The sequence below is a fragment of the Dielma fastidiosa genome (assembly GCF_000313565.1).
Taxonomy (GTDB): Bacteria; Bacillota_I; Bacilli_A; order Erysipelotrichales; family Erysipelotrichaceae; genus Dielma; species Dielma fastidiosa.
The window spans coordinates 5,192-23,332 of record NZ_HE578932.1; the positions used below are offsets into that span (position 1 = coordinate 5,192).

The 18,141-nt window shown below is 42.1% G+C and carries 18 protein-coding genes and 1 tRNA gene; 11 read left to right on the plus strand and 8 right to left on the minus strand.

Annotated elements, in window-relative coordinates; all coding sequences use genetic code 11:
• Nucleotides 1-269 precede the first annotated feature (269 nt).
• The 7 genes from DAHG_RS16510 (at nucleotide 270) to pcp (ending at nucleotide 7,739) form a co-directional block, all read left to right on the plus strand.
• Nucleotides 270-956 carry a response regulator transcription factor gene (locus DAHG_RS16510; protein WP_022939457.1) on the plus strand — a complete coding sequence of 229 codons (687 nt, stop codon included), beginning with the start codon at nucleotides 270-272 and terminating at the stop codon, nucleotides 954-956.
• Between the two features lies 1 nt (nucleotide 957).
• The gene (locus DAHG_RS16515) at nucleotides 958-2,175 is read left to right on the plus strand and encodes a sensor histidine kinase (protein WP_235696049.1); all 1,218 of its coding nucleotides are present in this window, start codon (nucleotides 958-960) and stop codon (nucleotides 2,173-2,175) included.
• An 8-nt stretch (nucleotides 2,176-2,183) separates the two neighbouring features.
• Nucleotides 2,184-2,852 (plus strand): ABC transporter ATP-binding protein, encoded by a 669-nt coding sequence (locus DAHG_RS16520; RefSeq protein ID WP_022939459.1) that lies wholly within the window; start codon nucleotides 2,184-2,186, stop codon nucleotides 2,850-2,852.
• Between the two features lie 5 nt (nucleotides 2,853-2,857).
• Entirely contained in the window at nucleotides 2,858-5,386 is a 2,529-nt protein-coding gene (locus DAHG_RS16525) for an ABC transporter permease (RefSeq protein ID WP_022939460.1), read from the plus strand.
• Between the two features lie 80 nt (nucleotides 5,387-5,466).
• On the plus strand, nucleotides 5,467-6,144 hold the full coding sequence (locus tag DAHG_RS16530; protein ID WP_022939461.1) for a DUF969 domain-containing protein: 678 nt from the start codon (nucleotides 5,467-5,469) through the stop codon (nucleotides 6,142-6,144).
• Entirely contained in the window at nucleotides 6,144-7,085 is a 942-nt protein-coding gene (locus DAHG_RS16535) for a DUF979 domain-containing protein (RefSeq protein WP_022939462.1), read from the plus strand. The genes DAHG_RS16530 and DAHG_RS16535 overlap by 1 nt, the downstream gene beginning before the upstream one ends.
• 12 nt (nucleotides 7,086-7,097) lie before the next feature.
• Nucleotides 7,098-7,739 carry a pyroglutamyl-peptidase I gene (gene pcp, locus DAHG_RS16540; RefSeq protein ID WP_022939463.1) on the plus strand — a complete coding sequence of 214 codons (642 nt, stop codon included), beginning with the start codon at nucleotides 7,098-7,100 and terminating at the stop codon, nucleotides 7,737-7,739.
• Between the two features lie 77 nt (nucleotides 7,740-7,816).
• Here pcp and DAHG_RS16545 read toward each other — a convergent pair whose 3' ends face one another.
• The 4 genes from DAHG_RS16545 to DAHG_RS16560 form a co-directional block, all read right to left on the minus strand.
• Nucleotides 7,817-8,767, minus strand: a complete 951-nt coding sequence (locus tag DAHG_RS16545; RefSeq protein ID WP_022939464.1) for a hypothetical protein — start codon at nucleotides 8,765-8,767, stop codon at nucleotides 7,817-7,819.
• Nucleotides 8,733-9,407, minus strand: a complete 675-nt coding sequence (locus tag DAHG_RS20100; RefSeq protein WP_022939465.1) for an ATP-binding cassette domain-containing protein — start codon at nucleotides 9,405-9,407, stop codon at nucleotides 8,733-8,735. Before DAHG_RS20100 ends, DAHG_RS16545 begins: the two co-directional genes overlap by 35 nt.
• A 79-nt stretch (nucleotides 9,408-9,486) precedes the next feature.
• Entirely contained in the window at nucleotides 9,487-11,274 is a 1,788-nt protein-coding gene (locus DAHG_RS20725) for a glycerophosphodiester phosphodiesterase family protein (RefSeq protein ID WP_022939466.1), read from the minus strand.
• Nucleotides 11,275-11,320: 46 nt separating this feature from the next.
• Complete coding sequence (locus DAHG_RS16560; protein WP_022939467.1) at nucleotides 11,321-12,199, minus strand: LysR family transcriptional regulator; 879 nt, start codon at nucleotides 12,197-12,199, stop codon at nucleotides 11,321-11,323.
• A gap of 106 nt (nucleotides 12,200-12,305) precedes the next feature.
• Between DAHG_RS16560 and DAHG_RS16565 the strand changes: the two genes are divergently transcribed.
• Together DAHG_RS16565 and DAHG_RS16570 are read left to right on the plus strand one after the other, a co-directional pair.
• Nucleotides 12,306-13,580: an L-cysteine desulfidase family protein gene (locus DAHG_RS16565; RefSeq protein WP_022939468.1), complete on the plus strand. Its 1,275-nt coding sequence runs from the start codon at nucleotides 12,306-12,308 to the stop codon at nucleotides 13,578-13,580.
• A gap of 8 nt (nucleotides 13,581-13,588) precedes the next feature.
• On the plus strand, nucleotides 13,589-13,963 hold the full coding sequence (locus tag DAHG_RS16570) for a nuclear transport factor 2-like protein (protein ID WP_022939469.1): 375 nt from the start codon (nucleotides 13,589-13,591) through the stop codon (nucleotides 13,961-13,963).
• Nucleotides 13,964-14,037: 74 nt separating this feature from the next.
• Here the strand turns inward: DAHG_RS16570 and DAHG_RS16575 are convergent.
• Nucleotides 14,038-14,124 (minus strand) — tRNA-Leu (locus DAHG_RS16575).
• A gap of 144 nt (nucleotides 14,125-14,268) precedes the next feature.
• Between DAHG_RS16575 and DAHG_RS16580 the strand changes: the two genes are divergently transcribed.
• Nucleotides 14,269-15,033 (plus strand): threonine/serine exporter family protein, encoded by a 765-nt coding sequence (locus tag DAHG_RS16580; protein WP_022939470.1) that lies wholly within the window; start codon nucleotides 14,269-14,271, stop codon nucleotides 15,031-15,033.
• Entirely contained in the window at nucleotides 15,030-15,476 is a 447-nt protein-coding gene (locus tag DAHG_RS20110; protein WP_022939471.1) for a threonine/serine exporter family protein, read from the plus strand. Before DAHG_RS16580 ends, DAHG_RS20110 begins: the two co-directional genes overlap by 4 nt.
• Before the next feature lie 37 nt (nucleotides 15,477-15,513).
• Here the strand turns inward: DAHG_RS20110 and DAHG_RS20730 are convergent, their stop codons facing one another.
• The 3 genes from DAHG_RS20730 to DAHG_RS16600 all read right to left on the minus strand — a co-directional run bounded on the left by DAHG_RS20730 (nucleotide 15,514) and on the right by DAHG_RS16600 (nucleotide 17,866).
• Nucleotides 15,514-16,179, minus strand: a complete 666-nt coding sequence (locus DAHG_RS20730; RefSeq protein ID WP_022939472.1) for a TipAS antibiotic-recognition domain-containing protein — start codon at nucleotides 16,177-16,179, stop codon at nucleotides 15,514-15,516.
• A 110-nt stretch (nucleotides 16,180-16,289) separates the two neighbouring features.
• Nucleotides 16,290-17,408, minus strand: coding sequence for an alanine racemase (gene alr / locus DAHG_RS16595; protein WP_022939473.1), 1,119 nt, complete (start codon nucleotides 17,406-17,408; stop codon nucleotides 16,290-16,292).
• 29 nt (nucleotides 17,409-17,437) lie between these two features.
• Nucleotides 17,438-17,866 carry a hypothetical protein gene (locus DAHG_RS16600; protein ID WP_022939474.1) on the minus strand — a complete coding sequence of 143 codons (429 nt, stop codon included), beginning with the start codon at nucleotides 17,864-17,866 and terminating at the stop codon, nucleotides 17,438-17,440.
• Nucleotides 17,867-18,141: the final 275 nt, after the last annotated feature.

Below are 18,141 nucleotides of genomic sequence, written 5' to 3' on the forward strand. Positions count from 1 at the left end.
GGCTGTTTACTTGATGGAAATCATTGAACTGATCAAAAGAGTTCCTGTATGGATTTGCTCGAGTGCGACTCCAATACCGATAGGTAGAAGGAGAGAGACATTGAAATACAGGAAGGAACAGCGCCGCGAGAAAGGCAGCTGGGTGTCATCATTGATGGCATGATTTCCTTAAGGATTGAAGGAAATCATTTTCTTGTTACAAACCAGTCATTTATTCATGTTTTATTTATGTTATAATGACACATAGAGATGAGAAATGAGGGATATCTATGAGTAAATTATTAATTGTCGAAGATGATGAAACCATCGCTTTAGGCTGTGAGTATTCTTTTAAAAAGGAAGGCTTTGAAGTCATGGTAGCGAAAAACTGCGCACAGGCTAAGGAGCTGCTTTCAAGAAACAGCTATGACTGTCTGATTCTTGATCTGGGCCTGCCTGACGGCAACGGCTTTGAGGTCTGTGAATATGCCAAATCGGTTGGTTCACCAGCGGTTATTTTTCTGACTGCCAGAGATGATGAAAATGATATTGTATTTGGTTTGGATATGGGCGGTGATGACTACATCACGAAGCCGTTTGGCCTTAAAGAACTGATGTCCAGAGTGAAGGCTGTTTTGCGCCGCAAGAACCAAAATCCGGATCAGGAAAAAATTATTTCATTAGGTGATTTAAAAATTTATTCATTAAAGGGCAAGGTTTATAAGAAGAATCAGGAGGTTTTTCTATCGGCCATGGAATATCGTCTATTGATGACGTTAGCTACCCGTAAGAATGAAATCCTGAAACGTGAAGAGTTGCTGGACAGCATTTGGGATATCGGCGGTGATTTTATCAATGACAATACACTGACCGTTTATATCAAGCGGCTGCGTGAAAAGATTGAAGATGACCCGCAGAACCCGAAGCTGATTGAAACAATCCGCGGTATCGGATATCGTGGTATCAGCCGTGAATAAAATGAAAGACCGCCGCCTGCGCCAGACCTTGATTCTGCTTGTGCTGGCCTTGACGGTTACGGTAGGTATGGTTTTTTTTCTGGCATCGAAGTCTGTCAATTTCATCGAACGCCAGCAGATCCGCAGAAATGCGGAGATTATCGGCTTGATCGCTGAGAAATATCCAGATGCTCAGAGTGAAGTTATTAAGCTGTTTCAAAGTGAACATCTGTCTACCAGTGAATTGGGAGAAGAAATCTTTCAGAAATACGGAATGGATTTCGCAAGCGGTAATATTGTCGGCAATTATCGTGAAGCGCAGCTTTATATCGTATCGATTTTTCTGGTTTTAATTGCGCTTTTCTGCTTCGCGGTCTTTTTTATCTTTTACTTTTATCTGAAACGAATGGATAATTCATTAATTAATATCTCAGAATATATCAATCGATTATTAAATAAAGATTATGCTTTAGATATCATTGATAATGATGAGGGTACTTTAAGCTCGCTTAAAAATGATATTTATAAGGTTACCGTGATGATGAAGGAGCAGAATGAATTGCTGAAGCAGGATAAAATGCTGCTGGCGAATAATCTGGCGGATATATCCCATCAGCTTAAAACGCCGCTTACTTCAATGCTTTTAATGTCAGATCTATTAGACAGTGATGAATTGACTAAGGAAGAACGCAAGGAATTTTTACGGGTGATCAAATCACAGCTGAAGCGGATTGAATGGTTAGTATCCTCGCTGCTGAAGCTGTCTAAGCTGGATGCGAAGACGATTGAGTTTAAGAAGGATCAGATTCATGCCCATGATTTATTGCGTAAGGCGATTGAACCGGTTTATATGATGATTGAAACGAAGGATCAGCAATATTTGGTCAGCGGCGACAATCCGCTGATTGAAACGGATGTCAACTGGACCTGTGAGGCTTTTGTTAATATCTTGAAGAACTGCAGTGAACATACACCGCAGGGCGGTATTCTGAAGGCTGAGGTTTTTGATACGGTAATGTATACAGAGTTTGTTTTATCGGATAATGGTGTCGGTATTGATGCTAAGGATCTGCCCTTTATCTTTGATCGTTTCTACCGCTGTTCGACAGTCAGCAAGGAAAGTGTCGGCATCGGTTTAGCCATGGCTTATTCAATCATAACCGGTCAGGATGGTACGATCAGTGTACAGTCCGTATTGAATCAGGGGACTTCATTCTCAATTCGTTTTTATAAGAAGTAGGTGACGTAATGGAAATATTAAAAGTATCGCATATTTCAAAAGTATTCGGTAATAAACAGCCTTCGGTAGTCCTGAAAGATATTAGCTTTACTGTTAAGAAGGGAGAATTTGTGGCGATTGTCGGACCTTCCGGTTCAGGCAAATCAACGCTGCTGCATATTCTTGGCGGTCTGGAGCCGCCGACTTCCGGCTCGGTTTCGATTGATCGGACAAGTCTGTATAATCTGAGTGAGGATCAGCTGACTATTTTCCGACGCCGCCAAATCGGGATGATCTATCAGTTTTATAATCTAGTGCCGACATTAAACATCCGTGAAAATATCCTGCTGCCTTTATTGCTGGATAATAAAGAGGTTGAACAGAGTTATTTAAATCAGATCATCACATCATTAAATATCGATAAAATCATGGAATACTATCCCTCACAGCTTTCCGGCGGCCAGCAGCAGCGGGTTGCCATTGCGCGTTCATTGATTCATCATCCGACTTTGGTATTGGCTGATGAGCCGACTGGAAACTTGGACAGCATGAATTCAAGAGAGATCGTCGATTTGCTGAAACTGGCTAATAAACGAACCAATACGACGATTCTTTTAATTACGCATGATATGAATATTGCGATGCAGGCTGACCGGATTTTTGAAATGAATGCCGGTGAGATTAAAGAGGACAAGTAGGCTTCATGAATATTCTGAACGTTTATATAAAGAAGTATCTAAAGGAAAACCAGCATCGTACAGCCTTATCGATTGCCAGTATCGCACTGGCTGCCGCGATGATTTTTTCAATGTCGGCGATTATGACTTCCATCTATGTGAGTATAAATGAAAGCCTTGTCCGTTCAACGGGGAATTATCATGCTGTTTTTACCGATGTGAATCAGAACTTTGCCTCTTATCTTGATATGAATATGAAAATTGAGGAGGAAATGAAGGTTCAGCATTATGGTGTTTCCTATCTCAGCGATTCAATGAATAAACAGAAGGCTTATCTGCGTCTGCTTGGTTTTTCATCCTCGGCGATGCAGAACCTGGATATTGATCTGGTTGAGGGCCGGCTGCCTAGAAACAGCAATGAAATCATTGTTTCACAGTCTTTGCAGTATGAGGGAAAGATTAAAATGGTACCGGGCTTACAGGTGGTTTTAAACCTTGGTGAGCGAGTTAGTGAAGCGGGCAATAAGCTTGATGAAGCGGCGCCGATTGAGGATAATGAACAGTTTTTACCGCTGCACAGCGGCAGCTATGAGGTAGTCGGTGTATTTGAAACCCCTAATTTTGATTATGATAATCCCTTCTATTCAGTCATCACCGCTTATGATGAGAATGCGGATCTGCCGATGGATATTTATCTGCTTTATAAGGATATTAAAGATACTTATCAGGTAACTGGATCACTGAGTCAGCTGTTTAAGGGGGAATATACGGCTTTCAGCTATAATGATACATTACTTAAATATAATAATGTGTTTAATGAGCGTTTGATTTCATTTCAAATGCTGGTGCTGATTGTTTTCTTCCTGCTGTTCTTTTTAATTATTGCCGGTGAATTGATTTTCAGCAGCTTTGCGAATGCGTATCTGAATCGTGAAAAGCATCTGGCAATCTTTAAGAGTATTGGTGCTACCGGTCATCAGATTCGCATGATGATCGTCTATGAGGGTATTGTGATTCTTGGTCTGGCTTTGCCGATAGGGCTTTTAGCCGGCTATGGTTTCACAAGCGGCACCTTTTATGTGGTGAATCAGCTGCTGAAGCGGATCGTTGTGAGTGCCGTCCAGCTTAATTTTCATTATACATGGCAGCTGATGCTGCTAAGCGGTGGGGCTGCCTTGTTCTTCTCCTTCTGTTCAATGCGTTTAGCGGCCAAAAAAACAAGCCGCAAATCGATTCGATCCACGCTATTATCCAACGATGAGGTTGATGAAGAACGTAAGCCGTATCTTGATCTTCAAAATAGATTTTTAAGCATCGATAATAAATTAACACTGAAGCATCTGAAACAGAATCATAAGCCTTATCGTAAAATCATCTTTCTGCTGAGCAGTGTCATGGCATTGTTTATTACAACACAGACCGTATTTGATTATATGCGTCAGGGCGTGTTTCTTAATATCGATGATGCCGGTTATGATGTTAAGGCAGTCATTATGAATGATAAATATCCAACTAGACTGATTACCCGCTTAAAGCTTAGCGATGGATACTCAAGAATGCTGGTAGCGGAAATGGTTAACGTGACAAGTAATGATCTAAGCGCGTTCAGCGATGAGTTTAAGGCATTATATAATATTGATGAGACCGTGACTTTTACGCTGATTTCATATAGTGATGATGTGCTTGATTACTATATCAAACGCAATAGTCTGGCAAGAAATCTTGAAATTATCAAGAATTTGGATCGGCCGGTAGGTATCCTGTATAATCAGGCATATGACGCGGATAATCGTAAAATCGTTGAAATAGCGGATGCTGACCGCATCAATAATATCTATAGCCTGTATCCATCAGATGTAAAGCTCTTTGATAAGCTTGAGGTTATTTCTACCCATGCTCAGCTGCCGGGGCTTACCATGCAGGATACGCCGCAGATGATTATCTCTGACGCGATGATGCAGCAGGTAATTGCTGAATTGAAAAGTGTCGGCTCTTATGAGGAACATTTCACAGTCTTCTTTAAGAGCAGCAATCCTAACGCGCTTGAGGGAATGCTGAATATGCTGCCGCAGGGTGAGGGAGTAGATACCTTTGAGGTCATTAACGCAGTCGCCCGCCAGCTGGAAACAAAGACGATCAAGGCATTGCTTGAAATCATGATGTATGGCTATATTATTCTGATTGCATTAATGGGTATGGTAGCAGTATTTAATATCTCAAGTGTTAACTTTGAGTACCGCCGGCGTGAATTTGTGCTGTATCGCATGCTGGGTCTTCGAATGCGTTCTGTCCGCAGGATGATTTTCAGTGAATTGATCTTCTATGGCTTAAAGATTCTAATGTCATCCATTCTTTTAAGTCTGATTGTAAATGGTCTGCTTTATACGTTTATGTTTAAACCGATGGGCATGCATTTCCATTTAGAAAAGACAAGTATCATTGTTTGCTGTGCACTGATTCTGATCGTATCAATCATGCTGATGCTTTATGCTTCTCATAAAATACGGATCAGCCGTTATAGTGAAGAGGCAAAGAATGAAATTTCATTATTATAAGCTGTAAAATATTACACTAAGGGAAACACTTTTCAAAAAGTGTTTCTTTATGTTATACTAAAGCAACAGGAGGTTTAATTATGGGTGATGCAATTAAATTAATAGGTATTGTTATCATTGTGGCAGGCTTTGCATTAAAGCTTGATGTATTGGCTGTCGTATTGATTTCCGGACTTGTAACCGGATTAGTTTCAGGGATGTCTTTTGTTGAAATATTGAGAATTATCGGTGATTCTTTTGTCAGCAATCGCCTGATGTCAATCTTTTTAATCAGCTTCCCAATCATCGCTGTTTTAGAGCGATACGGCTTGAAGGAGCGAGCCGCCTATCTGATCGGACAGATCAAGAAGGCGACCGCTGGCAAGGTATTGGCGATTTATTTGCTGATTCGTACGATTGCGGCGGCCTTTTCAGTTCGTTTAGGCGGCCATGTGCAATTTGTCAGACCTTTGATCTATCCGATGGCAGAAGCAGCCGGTGAGAAATGCAAGGGTTCACTGTTTACCGAAAAGGAAACAGATTTTGTGAAGGGCTTGGCGGCGGCAGCTGAAAACTATGGTAATTTCTTTGGTCAGAATTGCTTCTATGGCGCCAGCGGCGTTTTGCTGATTCAGGGTGTTTTAATTGAAGCGGGTTATGAGGTTACCCTTCAGTCAATCGCGCTGAATTCCATTCCGGTAGCGGTGATCATGTTTGTTCTGGCTTTGATTCAGTTCCATTTTGCGGATAAGAAAATCAGAAGGGATGGGATGATGTAATGAATGAATTTTTAAATATTGCGACCGAAATCGTCTTTGTATTATGCGGGCTTGTTTCCGTTGCGACGGCGTTTCGCGGTTTAAAGAATGAACAGGCGCGTATAGGGACTTTTCTGTTTTGGCTGATTCTCGGTTTGATTTTCATTTTGGGTAAGATTTTGCCATCCGAGTTAGTCGGCGCGCTGCTATTGGCGATGGGTGTGCTCTCAGCGACAAAACAAGTACGCATGGGCAAATTCACTGAGGCTGATCCGCAGTTTAAGAAAATGTCGAGTGAAAAAGTCGGCAATTTGATTTTCCTGCCTGCCTTGATGATCGGCGTTGTGGCAATGCTGCTGTCAACGATAAAAATACCTTGGCAGGGCGAGAGCTTCGCTATTCCAAGTGCGGTTGCTATCGGTGTTGCAAGTATTGCGGCATTAGTCAGCGGTATGCTGCTGCTTCATCCGAAGAATAAGGAAACCGCAGAGGATTCAACCCGGCTTTTGATGCAGGTGGGCGGAAGTTCATTGCTGCCGCAGCTATTAGCCGCGTTAGGTGCGGTGTTTACATCGGCAGGTGTCGGTACTGTTATTGCGAATGCAATCGGCGGTATTATACCTGAGGGTAATATTTTAATTGGTGTTATTATTTATGTCGTCGGCATGGTGGTTTTCACGATGATTATGGGCAATGGCTTCGCGGCCTTTTCAGTAATTACCGTGGGCATCGGAATTCCGTTTGTAATTCAGCAGGGCGGTGATCCGGCAATGATCGGCGCTTTAGGTTTAACGGCTGGTTTCTGCGGTACACTAATGACACCGATGGCGGCGAATTTCAATATTGTGCCAAGCGCTGTACTTGAAACAAAGAGTAAATACGCGGTGATCAAGGCACAGCTGCCAATGGCATTGGCAATGATTGTTGTCCATGTGATTTTAATGCTTGTATTAGGTTTTTAAAGGAGGTCATTTATGAAACTATTAGTAACTGGCTTTGATCCATTTGGCGGTGAAAAGATTAATCCGGCTATTGAATCAGTGAAGCTATTGGCTGATGCAATCGGCGGTGCTGAAATCATTAAGCTGGAAATTCCAACAGTATTTAATAAATCGCTGGCGGTGATTGAAAAGGCTGTCAGAGAGCATCAGCCGGATGTGGTACTGTCGATTGGTCAGGCTGGCGGCCGCAGTGCAATCAGCGTGGAATATGTCGGTATTAATTTGAATGAGGCCCGCATTAAGGATAATGAAGGGTATCAGCCTTCCGGTGAGAAGATTTACGAGGATGGCGAGAATGCGTATTTCACCACGCTGCCTGTCAAGGCAATGACAGCTGCTATGAAGGCGGCTAATGTACCGGCAGCGATTTCTTATACAGCAGGTACCTTTGTCTGCAATCATGTGCTCTATGGGGTTCGCTACCTTGCGGAAAAAGAATTTCCAGCAATGCGTTCAGGTTTTATACATATTCCTTTCCTTCCGGAACAGGTACTTGATAAGGCAAATACACCAAGCATGAATCTGGATTTGATTGTCAAAGGCTTAACTGCCGCAATTGAGGCAATTGTATCAAATGAAAAGGATATTCAGGCAAGAGCTGGAGAAACTCATTAATCAGGACTGCGGTCCTGATTTTTTTAAGTAAAAAATGCAGGCGCCGTATCAGAACGGTTCCTGCATTATTTTTTCCATTACTTAATTGAACCTTGAACACGATACTTTAACTTATTTAGCTTGAAGGCATCTATGAACAATCTAAGTATCAAGAATAGCAGTACGCATAAAAATAACCAGTAGAATTTAAGCAAAAAGAAAGCAAGCATAACTAATAGCAAAGTCTTATTCTTCTTGAGCAGAATATCGAAATAAGCGATGAAGCGCCAATATCCATTATGATTCGGATTTAAACGATGATAAAGATTTAAATACTTTCCGCATTTGACAATTTTAGCATTGACCAGAACGATTGGCCCATTTGCATTATTTTTAAAATAATCTCTCAGAAAAATCTCATGAAAGAGGATGCGGCGGCAGTTTGTGTCAATAAAAATGAATAATACTGCATAAATCATCACCAGCAGTATAGTAATGGGCAGCCTTAGATTTACCAGAATCGGCAGCCAGTCATGCTGGTTAACGATCGCAAAGTAGAAAAAGGGAAGGGTTAGAACATGGATAATGTTAACAATTCTTGTATCTAGATAACCATCGGCAATTCCATAATTCTCTAATAAAAAGAAAATAAAATGAATTGCATACAGCATCCAAAGATAGGTAAGGTCTTGGCTTGTCACTGTCATGCAATGCAAAAAGCTTGCGAAAATTATGATTGGCAGTGTAGCAATCAGGGCTGTCAGACCCTTTTTGATAAAGGTTTTGCGCATAGATTTGGGATAAGCCAGCAATGGATACCAAGTAGTACGCTTGTCTTTTAAAAGACGATAAACGGCAAGCTGAAAGAACAGCAGGATGAACGCTTCATAGGCTATAAATTGCTCACGCGGCAGCAGAATATTGAAGCCATTATAAGCAGGTCTTTGCAAAGTTGGATAAATCAGTGTAAGCAGACACAAACCGGCTGCAGATCCTAACAGTGCAAGAATATACCTAAATGGTTTTGATTTCAGCATAGTATTGATCATTGAGATAAGCCTCGATTTCTTTTCTGCCTAAAATATCCGCTTTAAGACTGCCATGCTCCATAATTAACAGGCGATCAGCAATCTTACCAATAACATCCATCGTATGAGTGGTAATCAGAAATAGATGTTCCTGTTTCATTTCTTTGATGAGCCTTAGAAAGCCTAATACACTTTGAAAATCAAGGGCATTAAATGGCTCATCAAAGATTAGCAGATCAGCTTTAGATAAAAGCAAGCAGACAATAGCACATTTTTTCTGTTCACCCGAGGAGCATTGTTTCACCTTTTTATGTTGATAATCAATGCTGAAAATCTGTAAGAGCTGATTATAGAATGAATCATTAAGTTCAAGGTCTTGATCGTTAAAAATACGGTTGTAGAAACGGAAATTATCAAGCACACTCACATCTTTAATCAGACAATCCTGATATGGAAGATAACCAATTGACATACCATGCCGTTCTATACTGCCATCATATGCCGGCAGCAGCTCACACATTAAATTGAGCAGTGTGGTTTTACCACTCCCGTTTTTCCCTGAAAGCAGAATACAGGGAGCATTGGTATCAAGCATTAATGATAGATTTTCAATAAAGGGCTCATCAGTATATGTAAAGCTAATATTATTTAATTCAAGCATGAACTCACTTCCTTGTGCTTATTATAGCAGAAAATGGTTTTATCATAGGTTACAGCTTTGTCATACTGAAAGGAAATACCTATTGGTTTACAGTCTCAGCAGGAAAGAAGAATTCAGTTAATGAATCCATCCATAGATTTCTCATCAGCATATCCTTGTAATAGCTGGCAAGCAGCGGATTATCGGTGACGATACCATCAACACCTAAGCGCAGCACCTTGTTGATGTTAGCATCCTCATTAGCGGTCCACACATAGAGCTTTTTGCGGCTGAAATCAGTCAGCGACGCAATTTCATAATTGACAAAGGTTGTTTCAATACTGTAACCATCGATCGTATCATAATCAAGCAGCGGTGCATAGAAAACAGCAGTGATTAAAACTGTCTCAATGCTTGGATTGATAGCCTTTGTCTGCTGAAGAATGGCAGAATCCATGCTAGCAATGCTGCATTGATCCTCCATGCCATATTTTTGAATTAATGCAAGTGTCGTTTCCACAAGCTGCCGCTCATGGCCCGATGATTTAAGCTCAATCATTAAATGAATACGGTTTTTAGCCGCTGCCAGCATCATTTCTAATGTAGGTATCGGCTCATTGGCAAATTCAGGAGCAAAGAAAGAACCAGCGTCTAAGGTCTGAACGATATCATAAGGAGTATCCCAAACCTGACTGTCATAACCGGTGGTTCTTTTGAAATTAGTATCATGCATGATGATCAGCGTTCCATCCTGAGTTTGCTGGACATCGATTTCAGCACTGTCAGCGCCGGCAGAGATAGCGGCTTCTAAAGCGGCTAAGGTGTTTTCAGGGGCAAAGGCGGCACCCGCTCGGTGGGCGATGATCTGCGTATCCTTCTGATTGTTGGTATAAAGAGCGCCGCCAATCTCACCCTCACTGAAAATCAGCATCAGCGCGATGGCAAAGGCACCAATAAGGGTTCGGCCTAACCGCTTTGTTAGGGAGAGCTGCTTTTTTGCTGTTGGCTGCCGCGGCTCATCATTTAAACGATGACTTTCTATAACAATAAAGGAAATCATCGCTGAGGTTGTAATAATATCATTGGCAAGTCTGAAAAAATCAGAAAACTTAGTCAAGCCAAAGCGAAAGGCATCAGCCCCTTCGCCGGCGAGTATGGTATTTGCTGCGAGCAGTAAGATAATAATCAAAGCAATCAGCATCAGGCCCAGCTGCAGCAATAACATAAATATTATCAGATTCCCAAATAAACGGAAGGGTTGTTTGGCAATCAGTTTCATGCTTTTTTTCCATGCTTCTGAGAAATTCGGTGACTGCTGAATGAAGATGAAACCAAATAAAAAGGTGAATACGATGGTATTAAGCGCAATCAAAAGCAACCAATAAAGCAGCGCCAGCTTAACATCGGCAAGCATTGCGTCTTTAATGAATTCAGGAATCGAAAACCTTAAGAAGGAAGCGGTAAATGGAAAACTCGATAGGATGATCAGCAAGGCTAAAAGGATCAGCAGGGGCATGTTTTTTAGGCGCAGATAATTCAGTGATGTTTTCACTGACTGACGGTAAAGTTCAAGCAAACTGAGGCTTTGCTGCTGCCAGCCATATTGACCATAGATTAACAGTGCGGTGATTTCAAAAAACAGCAGTGCTGCGATTAATAAGAAGAAGCTGATTAATAGCAGGATTGATAGGGGATGAATCAGCATCAGACGTATGTTTTCTTGAGTCAATATACTTAAACCGGTGTTTTTTAGAATCAATGACATGATTTCCTGGTAAAAAGTATAAATCAGAAATGAACTGACTGTACGGTGTATGATTTCAAAATAAAGCAAGGTTGGCCAATTTTGTTTATGAATTGAGAGTGTATTTTTAATTAATTGAATCATTAACTTCCTCCATTCTCTTCTAGTTTGCGGCAATTAGTTTATTTAATTATAATTCCAGCGCGATTTTAAGAAAGGCTTCCATTTCTCTGGTCAGCCATTTGTTTTTGTGATAAAAGATCTGCCGCCAGCTGATCAGCTGAAAATCACTGACTGGCAGGATTGAGATGCTTTGCTTGGCTACGGCTTCCTCAATCGTAAATTTAGGCAGCAAAGAGATTCCCATGTCAGCGGCAATCAAGCCAATAATAAAATCTGTGTTGCCGATTTCCAAGTAAGGATCAATAGTTTTCTGCTGTGCATATAACTGCTGATCTAAGGCATGGCGGTAACTGACATTATTTTCAGTAAGGATGAAGTTCTCATCTAAAAGATCATTGAGTCTTAATTGCTTGCTTGCGGCTAAGCGATGCTGACTCGATGCGGCAAAAACGATTTCTTCCGGAGCTTCAAATACCTTGATCCAATTTTTATGATTTCTTTTGCTGTCAAGCAGATAGACAAGATCAAGCTCATTGCGATCCATCATCGTTAAGAGCTGATCCGGAGCGGCTGTTTTAATGCAGAGTGATACTTGTGGGTATAGCTGATGAAAAGTAGTAAGAAGTTCAGGAAAACGGGTCGCGCACAGTGATTCTACCGTACCAATCCGCAGACTGCCGTTGAGTGCTGAATCTTCACTCACCGCTTGCTTGGCGTGATTGACTTCTTCAATGATCCGCCGGGCATGCTGAAGGAAGCATTCACCCTGCTGGGTTAATGCGATACGTTTGCCGATGCGGTCAAAAAGGCGGGTATTTAATTCTTTTTCCAGTTCATGAATCTGAATCGTAACCGCTGCCTGTGAATAATTTAATTCAGCGGCAGCTTTAGAGAAGCTTTGCAGTTCCGCAATCCTTAAAAAGGTGATGAGTGTTCTAAGTTCCATAATAGCTCCTATAAATTATTTTTAATAATCTTATAAAAATATTAAAAAATTAATATTATGAGTTCATGCTATAATAAAATTAACTAGAAGTCAAGAGGGGTTAGCAATGGATAAAAAGGACAGATGTTATCAGGCTTATCTTAATATTTTAAAGAAGGAATTAGTACCCGCGATGGGTTGTACGGAGCCGATTGCGATTGCCTATGCGGCGGCGATTGCCCGTGATGTGCTGGCTGATGAAGTAAAAAAGGTTACGGTTCAGGCCAGCGGCAATATAATTAAGAATGTAAAGAGTGTAGTAGTGCCGAATACCGGCGGCCGTAAAGGGATTGCGGCAGCAGCGGCAGCGGGTATCGTCGCTGGTGATGCCAAAGCAAGCCTTGAGGTAATTGCCAATGTGAGTGAAGAACAGCTGTGTCAGATTGACGCGTTTTTAAAACGTGTGCCTATCGATATTGAACATGTTGACAGTGACAGTTCATTGGATATAAGCATCATCGCTGCCAGTGACTTGCATACGGCACGGGTGCGCATCGTGAGGGAGCATTGCAATGTAGTGCTTAGGGAACGTGACGGTCAATGTCTGTATCAGGGGGATGATGCCGTTATGAGCAGTCAGGAAGATTGCTATGACGTGCTTTCCATGCGGGGAATTTATGATTTTGCCGTGCATGCGGATATTGAGGATGTTAAGGCGGTGCTGGATCGTCAAATCAGCTGTAATATAGCAATTGCACAGGAAGGGCTGCGTCAGAGCTATGGTGCCAGTATTTCATCGATTCTGCTGTCAACCTATGGCAATAATCTTCAAACTAGAGCAAAGGCGATGGCAGCGGCGGGTTCTGATGCGCGGATGAGCGGCTGTGAACTGCCGGTTATTATCTTATCCGGCAGCGGCAATCAGGGCATGACTGCTTCAATACCCGTTATCGTATATGCGCAGGAGCTGAATATCAGCCGTGAGAATCTTTATCGGGCATTATTGATTTCCAATTTAATGACAGTACATCAAAAGCTGAGAATCGGCAGGCTGTCAGCTTATTGCGGTGTGGTTGCCGCCGGGGCTGGGGCAGGTGCTGGCATCGCTTATTTGCTGGGCTGTACCTATGAGCAGATCTGCGCGGTATTTACCAATGCGCTGGCAATCCCTTCCGGGATGATATGCGATGGTGCTAAGCCGTCCTGCGCGGCTAAGATTGCGACAGCGGTGGATGCCGGCATTATGGGCGCACAGATGGTAATCCGCGGCAAGAGTTTTCACAGCGGTGAAGGTATTGTCTGTCAGAATGTTGAAGCGACGATTGCCAATGTCGGACGGCTCGCCAGCCGCGGCATGAAAGATACGGATGAAGAAATCATTCAGATGATGATTGAAAACTAGGAGGAAGTATGGATATTCAGGCATTTATTAAAGATTACTGGCATAAAATTGCAGTTCAGGATCGTTTGGGTTTAGCTGAAATGTTCACTGAGGATGCCTTCATTCGCTGGCATAACACGAATGAAGAATTTACCAGAGAAGAATTCATCAAGGCTAATTGTGATTATCCAGGTGAGTGGCATGGCAATGTTGAACGCATTGAGATCAATGAAGATTATATTTTAACCATCAGTCATGTCTGGAGTGCTGATCAGTCATTTCATGTATGTTCTTTCTTTATCTTTGAAGGTGATCAAATCTGTAAACTGGATGAATATTGGGGCGACGATGGGGAAGCACCGCAGTGGCGCCAGCAGCTTAAGATTGGCCGTAAGATTCGTTAATTAATTTAAACAGCACTTGCTGTTTTTTTCTTGCATAAAAAAACTCTCAAGCTAACTTGAGAGTATTCTGCATATGGTGCCCGAGGCCGGACTCGAACCGGCACAGTATCGCTACCGGTGGATTTTGAGTCCACTGCGTCTACCAGTTTCACCACTCGGGCAAGTGCTTAGATATTATAACGTATAAAAAGATAAATTTCAATTGCTTTTGATAAAAAAGTTAAAAAAAATCATTGAGCAGTCTTTATCTTTTATACTTGTCAAGGCATGGGATTTGGTGTAGACTCGACATTGGAGGTGAGCCTGTGAATCCAGAAATGATCCTTAATATATCCGCTAAAGCCGGTCGTCTGCTGCTTGAGAGCGGCGCTGAAATATATCGGGTGGAAGAAACAATCAGCCGCATCATGGAACATTATCAGGTTGAGGAAGCCAGCAGCTTTGTGACACCCAGCGGTATTTTTGTATCCTTTGTGCTTGATGGCAGCAATTATTCTAAGGTAGTGCGGGTAAAGGGCAGTTCCTTAAATCTTGAACGCATTAACCGGATCAATGATTTATCACGCCGCTGCTGCTCTCAGCATTTAAGCATTGAAGCTGTCGGTCATGAATTAGCGCAGATTGAAAAAGAACCCTTGTATGCCATGCCGCTGCGTTATCTGGCATCGGCGATGATCGCATTTTGTTTTACTTTATATTTTAATGGAACGCTTAAGGATGCTCTCTGCGCTTTTGCGGTTGGCTTGGCAGTACGGGCAGCCGCTAATTTTTTAGAGTGTAAAAAGATTAACGCATTTGTGACAATCACCATTGAATCATCAATCATAGCATTGCTGGCGCTGATTTTTGAAGCAATTCCATTATGCGTGAGTAAGGATGCGGTTATCATTGGCTCACTGATGCTTCTGGTTCCCGGCTTATCCATTACCAACGCGATCCGTGACTCTATCTCCGGCGATCTGCTTTCAGGCGTGACACGCGGAATTGAGGCTTGCCTGATAGCTGTCGCGCTGGCGTTGGGAGCTGGTATTACAATCACATTCTGGATGAATGTAGGGGGATTGTTATGATTGTTCATGTCTTATCAGCGACCATCGCAGTTTATTTCTTTGGCTTCTTATTTAATATCCGCGGCAGGCAATTATGCTTTTCAGCATTAGGCGGCGGTCTGACGGCTTTTGTTTATGAACTGGGAATCGCTTTCAATGTAAATCTCATGCTGACTCTCTTTTCAGCGACGCTTTGTTTTTCAATCTATTCGGAAATCATGGCGCGTATTCTAAAAACGACAGTTACAACCTTTGCCATCAGCGGTTTGATTCCCCTGGTTCCCGGCAAGGGAATGTATATGACCATGCTTTATTTAGTCAATGGCGATATGGCAGCGGCAGGCAGCTCTGGACTTACCACATTAGCCAGTGCCGGTATCATCGCTTTAGGCATTATGGTTGTCTCAACCTTTTATAAGGCATTCAGTGAAGCCAAGGTCAAGCAGGTGTGCGAGAAAGATTAAAAATAAAATCCCGCTGTTTAGCGGGATCATCAAATACTTATTTTTCAGCTGTTTTCTTAGCAGCTGCTTTTTTTGCTGGTGCCTTCTTCTCAGCTGACTTTTCAGCCGTTTTCTTAGCTGCTGGTTTTCTGGCAGCCTTAGGCTTTTCAGCTGGTTCTTCAGCTTGTGCCTCAGTCTTAGCAGCTGTTTTTTTCGCAGCCGTCTTTTTAGGAGCCGCTTTCTTTGGCGCAGCTTCATCATCAGCGGCTGTTTTCTTAACCGCTTTTTTCTTAGCTGGAGCCTTTACTTCTTCGGCCTTCTCTTCCTTAGCCGCAGGCGCTGGCTTTTCAGCTTTAGGAAGCTTAGGAAGATCTCTTCTCAGATAAGCTTTAATGGCCTGACTCATAAAGCCGGCAAGACCAATTTGGAACTGATCCATACTTTCTGTGAAGCGCTTGTCAGTTACATATAAATTAGCGAGGCGGGCAAGAATCATATCTGTACATTTATAATAATACTTTGTCAGATACTCCTGCCATGCTATAACACAGTTATAAACATCCGGACTGTCAAGGTCTTTACTCATATTGTCAATAAACATCTGATAAATCTTTTCAGCTTCCAGGCCGATTTTCTCTAACTGCTCCTCAGATGTCTGTTCAGAAACACGAATGCCTCTATTTACTGGTTTGTTTCTAACTTTCTTCTTTTTATGATTCTTCATTTTCTTTCTCCTAATTCCCAAGTCATAACTATATTATAATATATTTTGAAAAAAATTCAAATTTTTATTAACACTCATAGTATGAGCCGGTGATTCATTTTTAAACACGGTTAATAAGTTTCGTGCAGACGTAGGTTTACAATAGCTTTTTGTTTACCTTTTTCCATGATTACACGAGGGATACGGTCTGATAATAAGCAGAGAATTTCATAAGAAATAGTATTCAATTCCTCAGCGACGCGCGTTACCGGCATCTGTTTAGATATAATTTCAACGGGTGTCCCCAATGGCTTGCTGCTGTTCAGCCGAATCATGCATTGATCCATACAGATCCTGCCGACGATTTCGACTTCTTCACCATCCACAATCATTGAGCGTCCCTGATTGGCTCGAATAAAACCATCCGCATAGCCAATAGGCAGCGTGGCAATCCATTCATCACCCTTAGCTGTATAAGTTGCCCCATAACCGACACATTCACCGGCATGAATCTGTTTGACACAGGTAATCTTGCTGAAAAGTGAAAGCACTGGCTGAAAATCAACGGATGTAGAGATAGGGGAGACACCGTAAAGGATTAGTCCGGCTCTTACCGCATTGGTAAGCTCATCAGGAAACTGAAGGATGGCAGCACTGTTTTCACAGTGAATCCATTTAGGCTTGATTGAGAGCCTGTCAACGAGAGTCTTAAAGGTATGATACTGCATTTCACAATAGTTCAGATCATCTTCATCCGCACAAGCGTAATGCGTATAAATGCCTTCAACGATGCCATTATGCTGCATAATTAATGCGATGGCATTATTCATTTCATCAGAAGTTTTCATGCCGATGCGGTTCATGCCTGAATCAACCTTCAAATGAAACTTTAAATGGGATAAATCATCATGGCATGCCAGACATTCATTCAGCCAATCCAAACTCAGAACGGTTAACGTAATCCGATGAGTCTGTGCCAGTGGAATATCGGCAGCACGAATATGACCTAATACGAGGATATCTGAGGTAAAACCTTGTTTACGAAGTGAAAGTGCTTCATCCAAATAGGCCACCGCCACCATGGCAGCGCCTTCTTCCATGGCTGTTTTCGCAACCCAGTAATCACAATGACCATATGCGTTGGCTTTTAAAACAGCAATCATTTTTTTGTTTGTCAGTTTCTGTATTTCACGGCAATTATGCCGCAGGGCATCAAGATTGATCTCTGCCCAGGTATCACGATAGAACATGTCATTCACCTCGTTCTATTCTATGCAGATTATACAATTCTTGAATATTGATAAGCAACAGCGACAGCGGCAGCTCTGAAGACGATGGCTAATAAGCTTTGAATGCTGGCATTCAAATACATCCGCAGCAAGGCTGTAAAGAAGGCCGGCCATGCAGCTGGATTCAACAATGCGGAAAAGCCAAAATAAGTAATCAGATCCGCAATCAGAATGGCAATGACACATAAGACTGCTCCAAGTATCGAGAAACGCTGCTGAACACCGCGGCCCGCTTTCTGGACAGCCATGGCAATACCATAACCGACGACTATTAATAATAAAGAAGATTCAATATGTATGTACTGCATCAATGCGCCATAGACAACAGCAATCACGATTGCGCTGATGCTTCCGGCGATAATTGCCCGTGTGAAGCGCTGCTGAGAGGTGAGTGCCTGGGTATTGAATATTTGAATCATAGTATTCCTCCTAACTTTTACTAGTATAGCATATTCAGGCGAATTTACAAACAGGAAGGCGCTTATTTAGGCTTACTGTAAGAAACATTTAATAATGTATAAGGATGATTTATCAGGATAAACTATCTGAGGAAGTGAGTATAAGCCGCTGATCTAAACCCGCTGTTGCGATGAAAAAGAAATTGTAAAAATTTTAAAAAAAGTTGTTGACATAGCAGAAAGCGAATGGTATTATATTAAGGCGTCAAGGGCGAATTGCCCATGGCTAATACGAT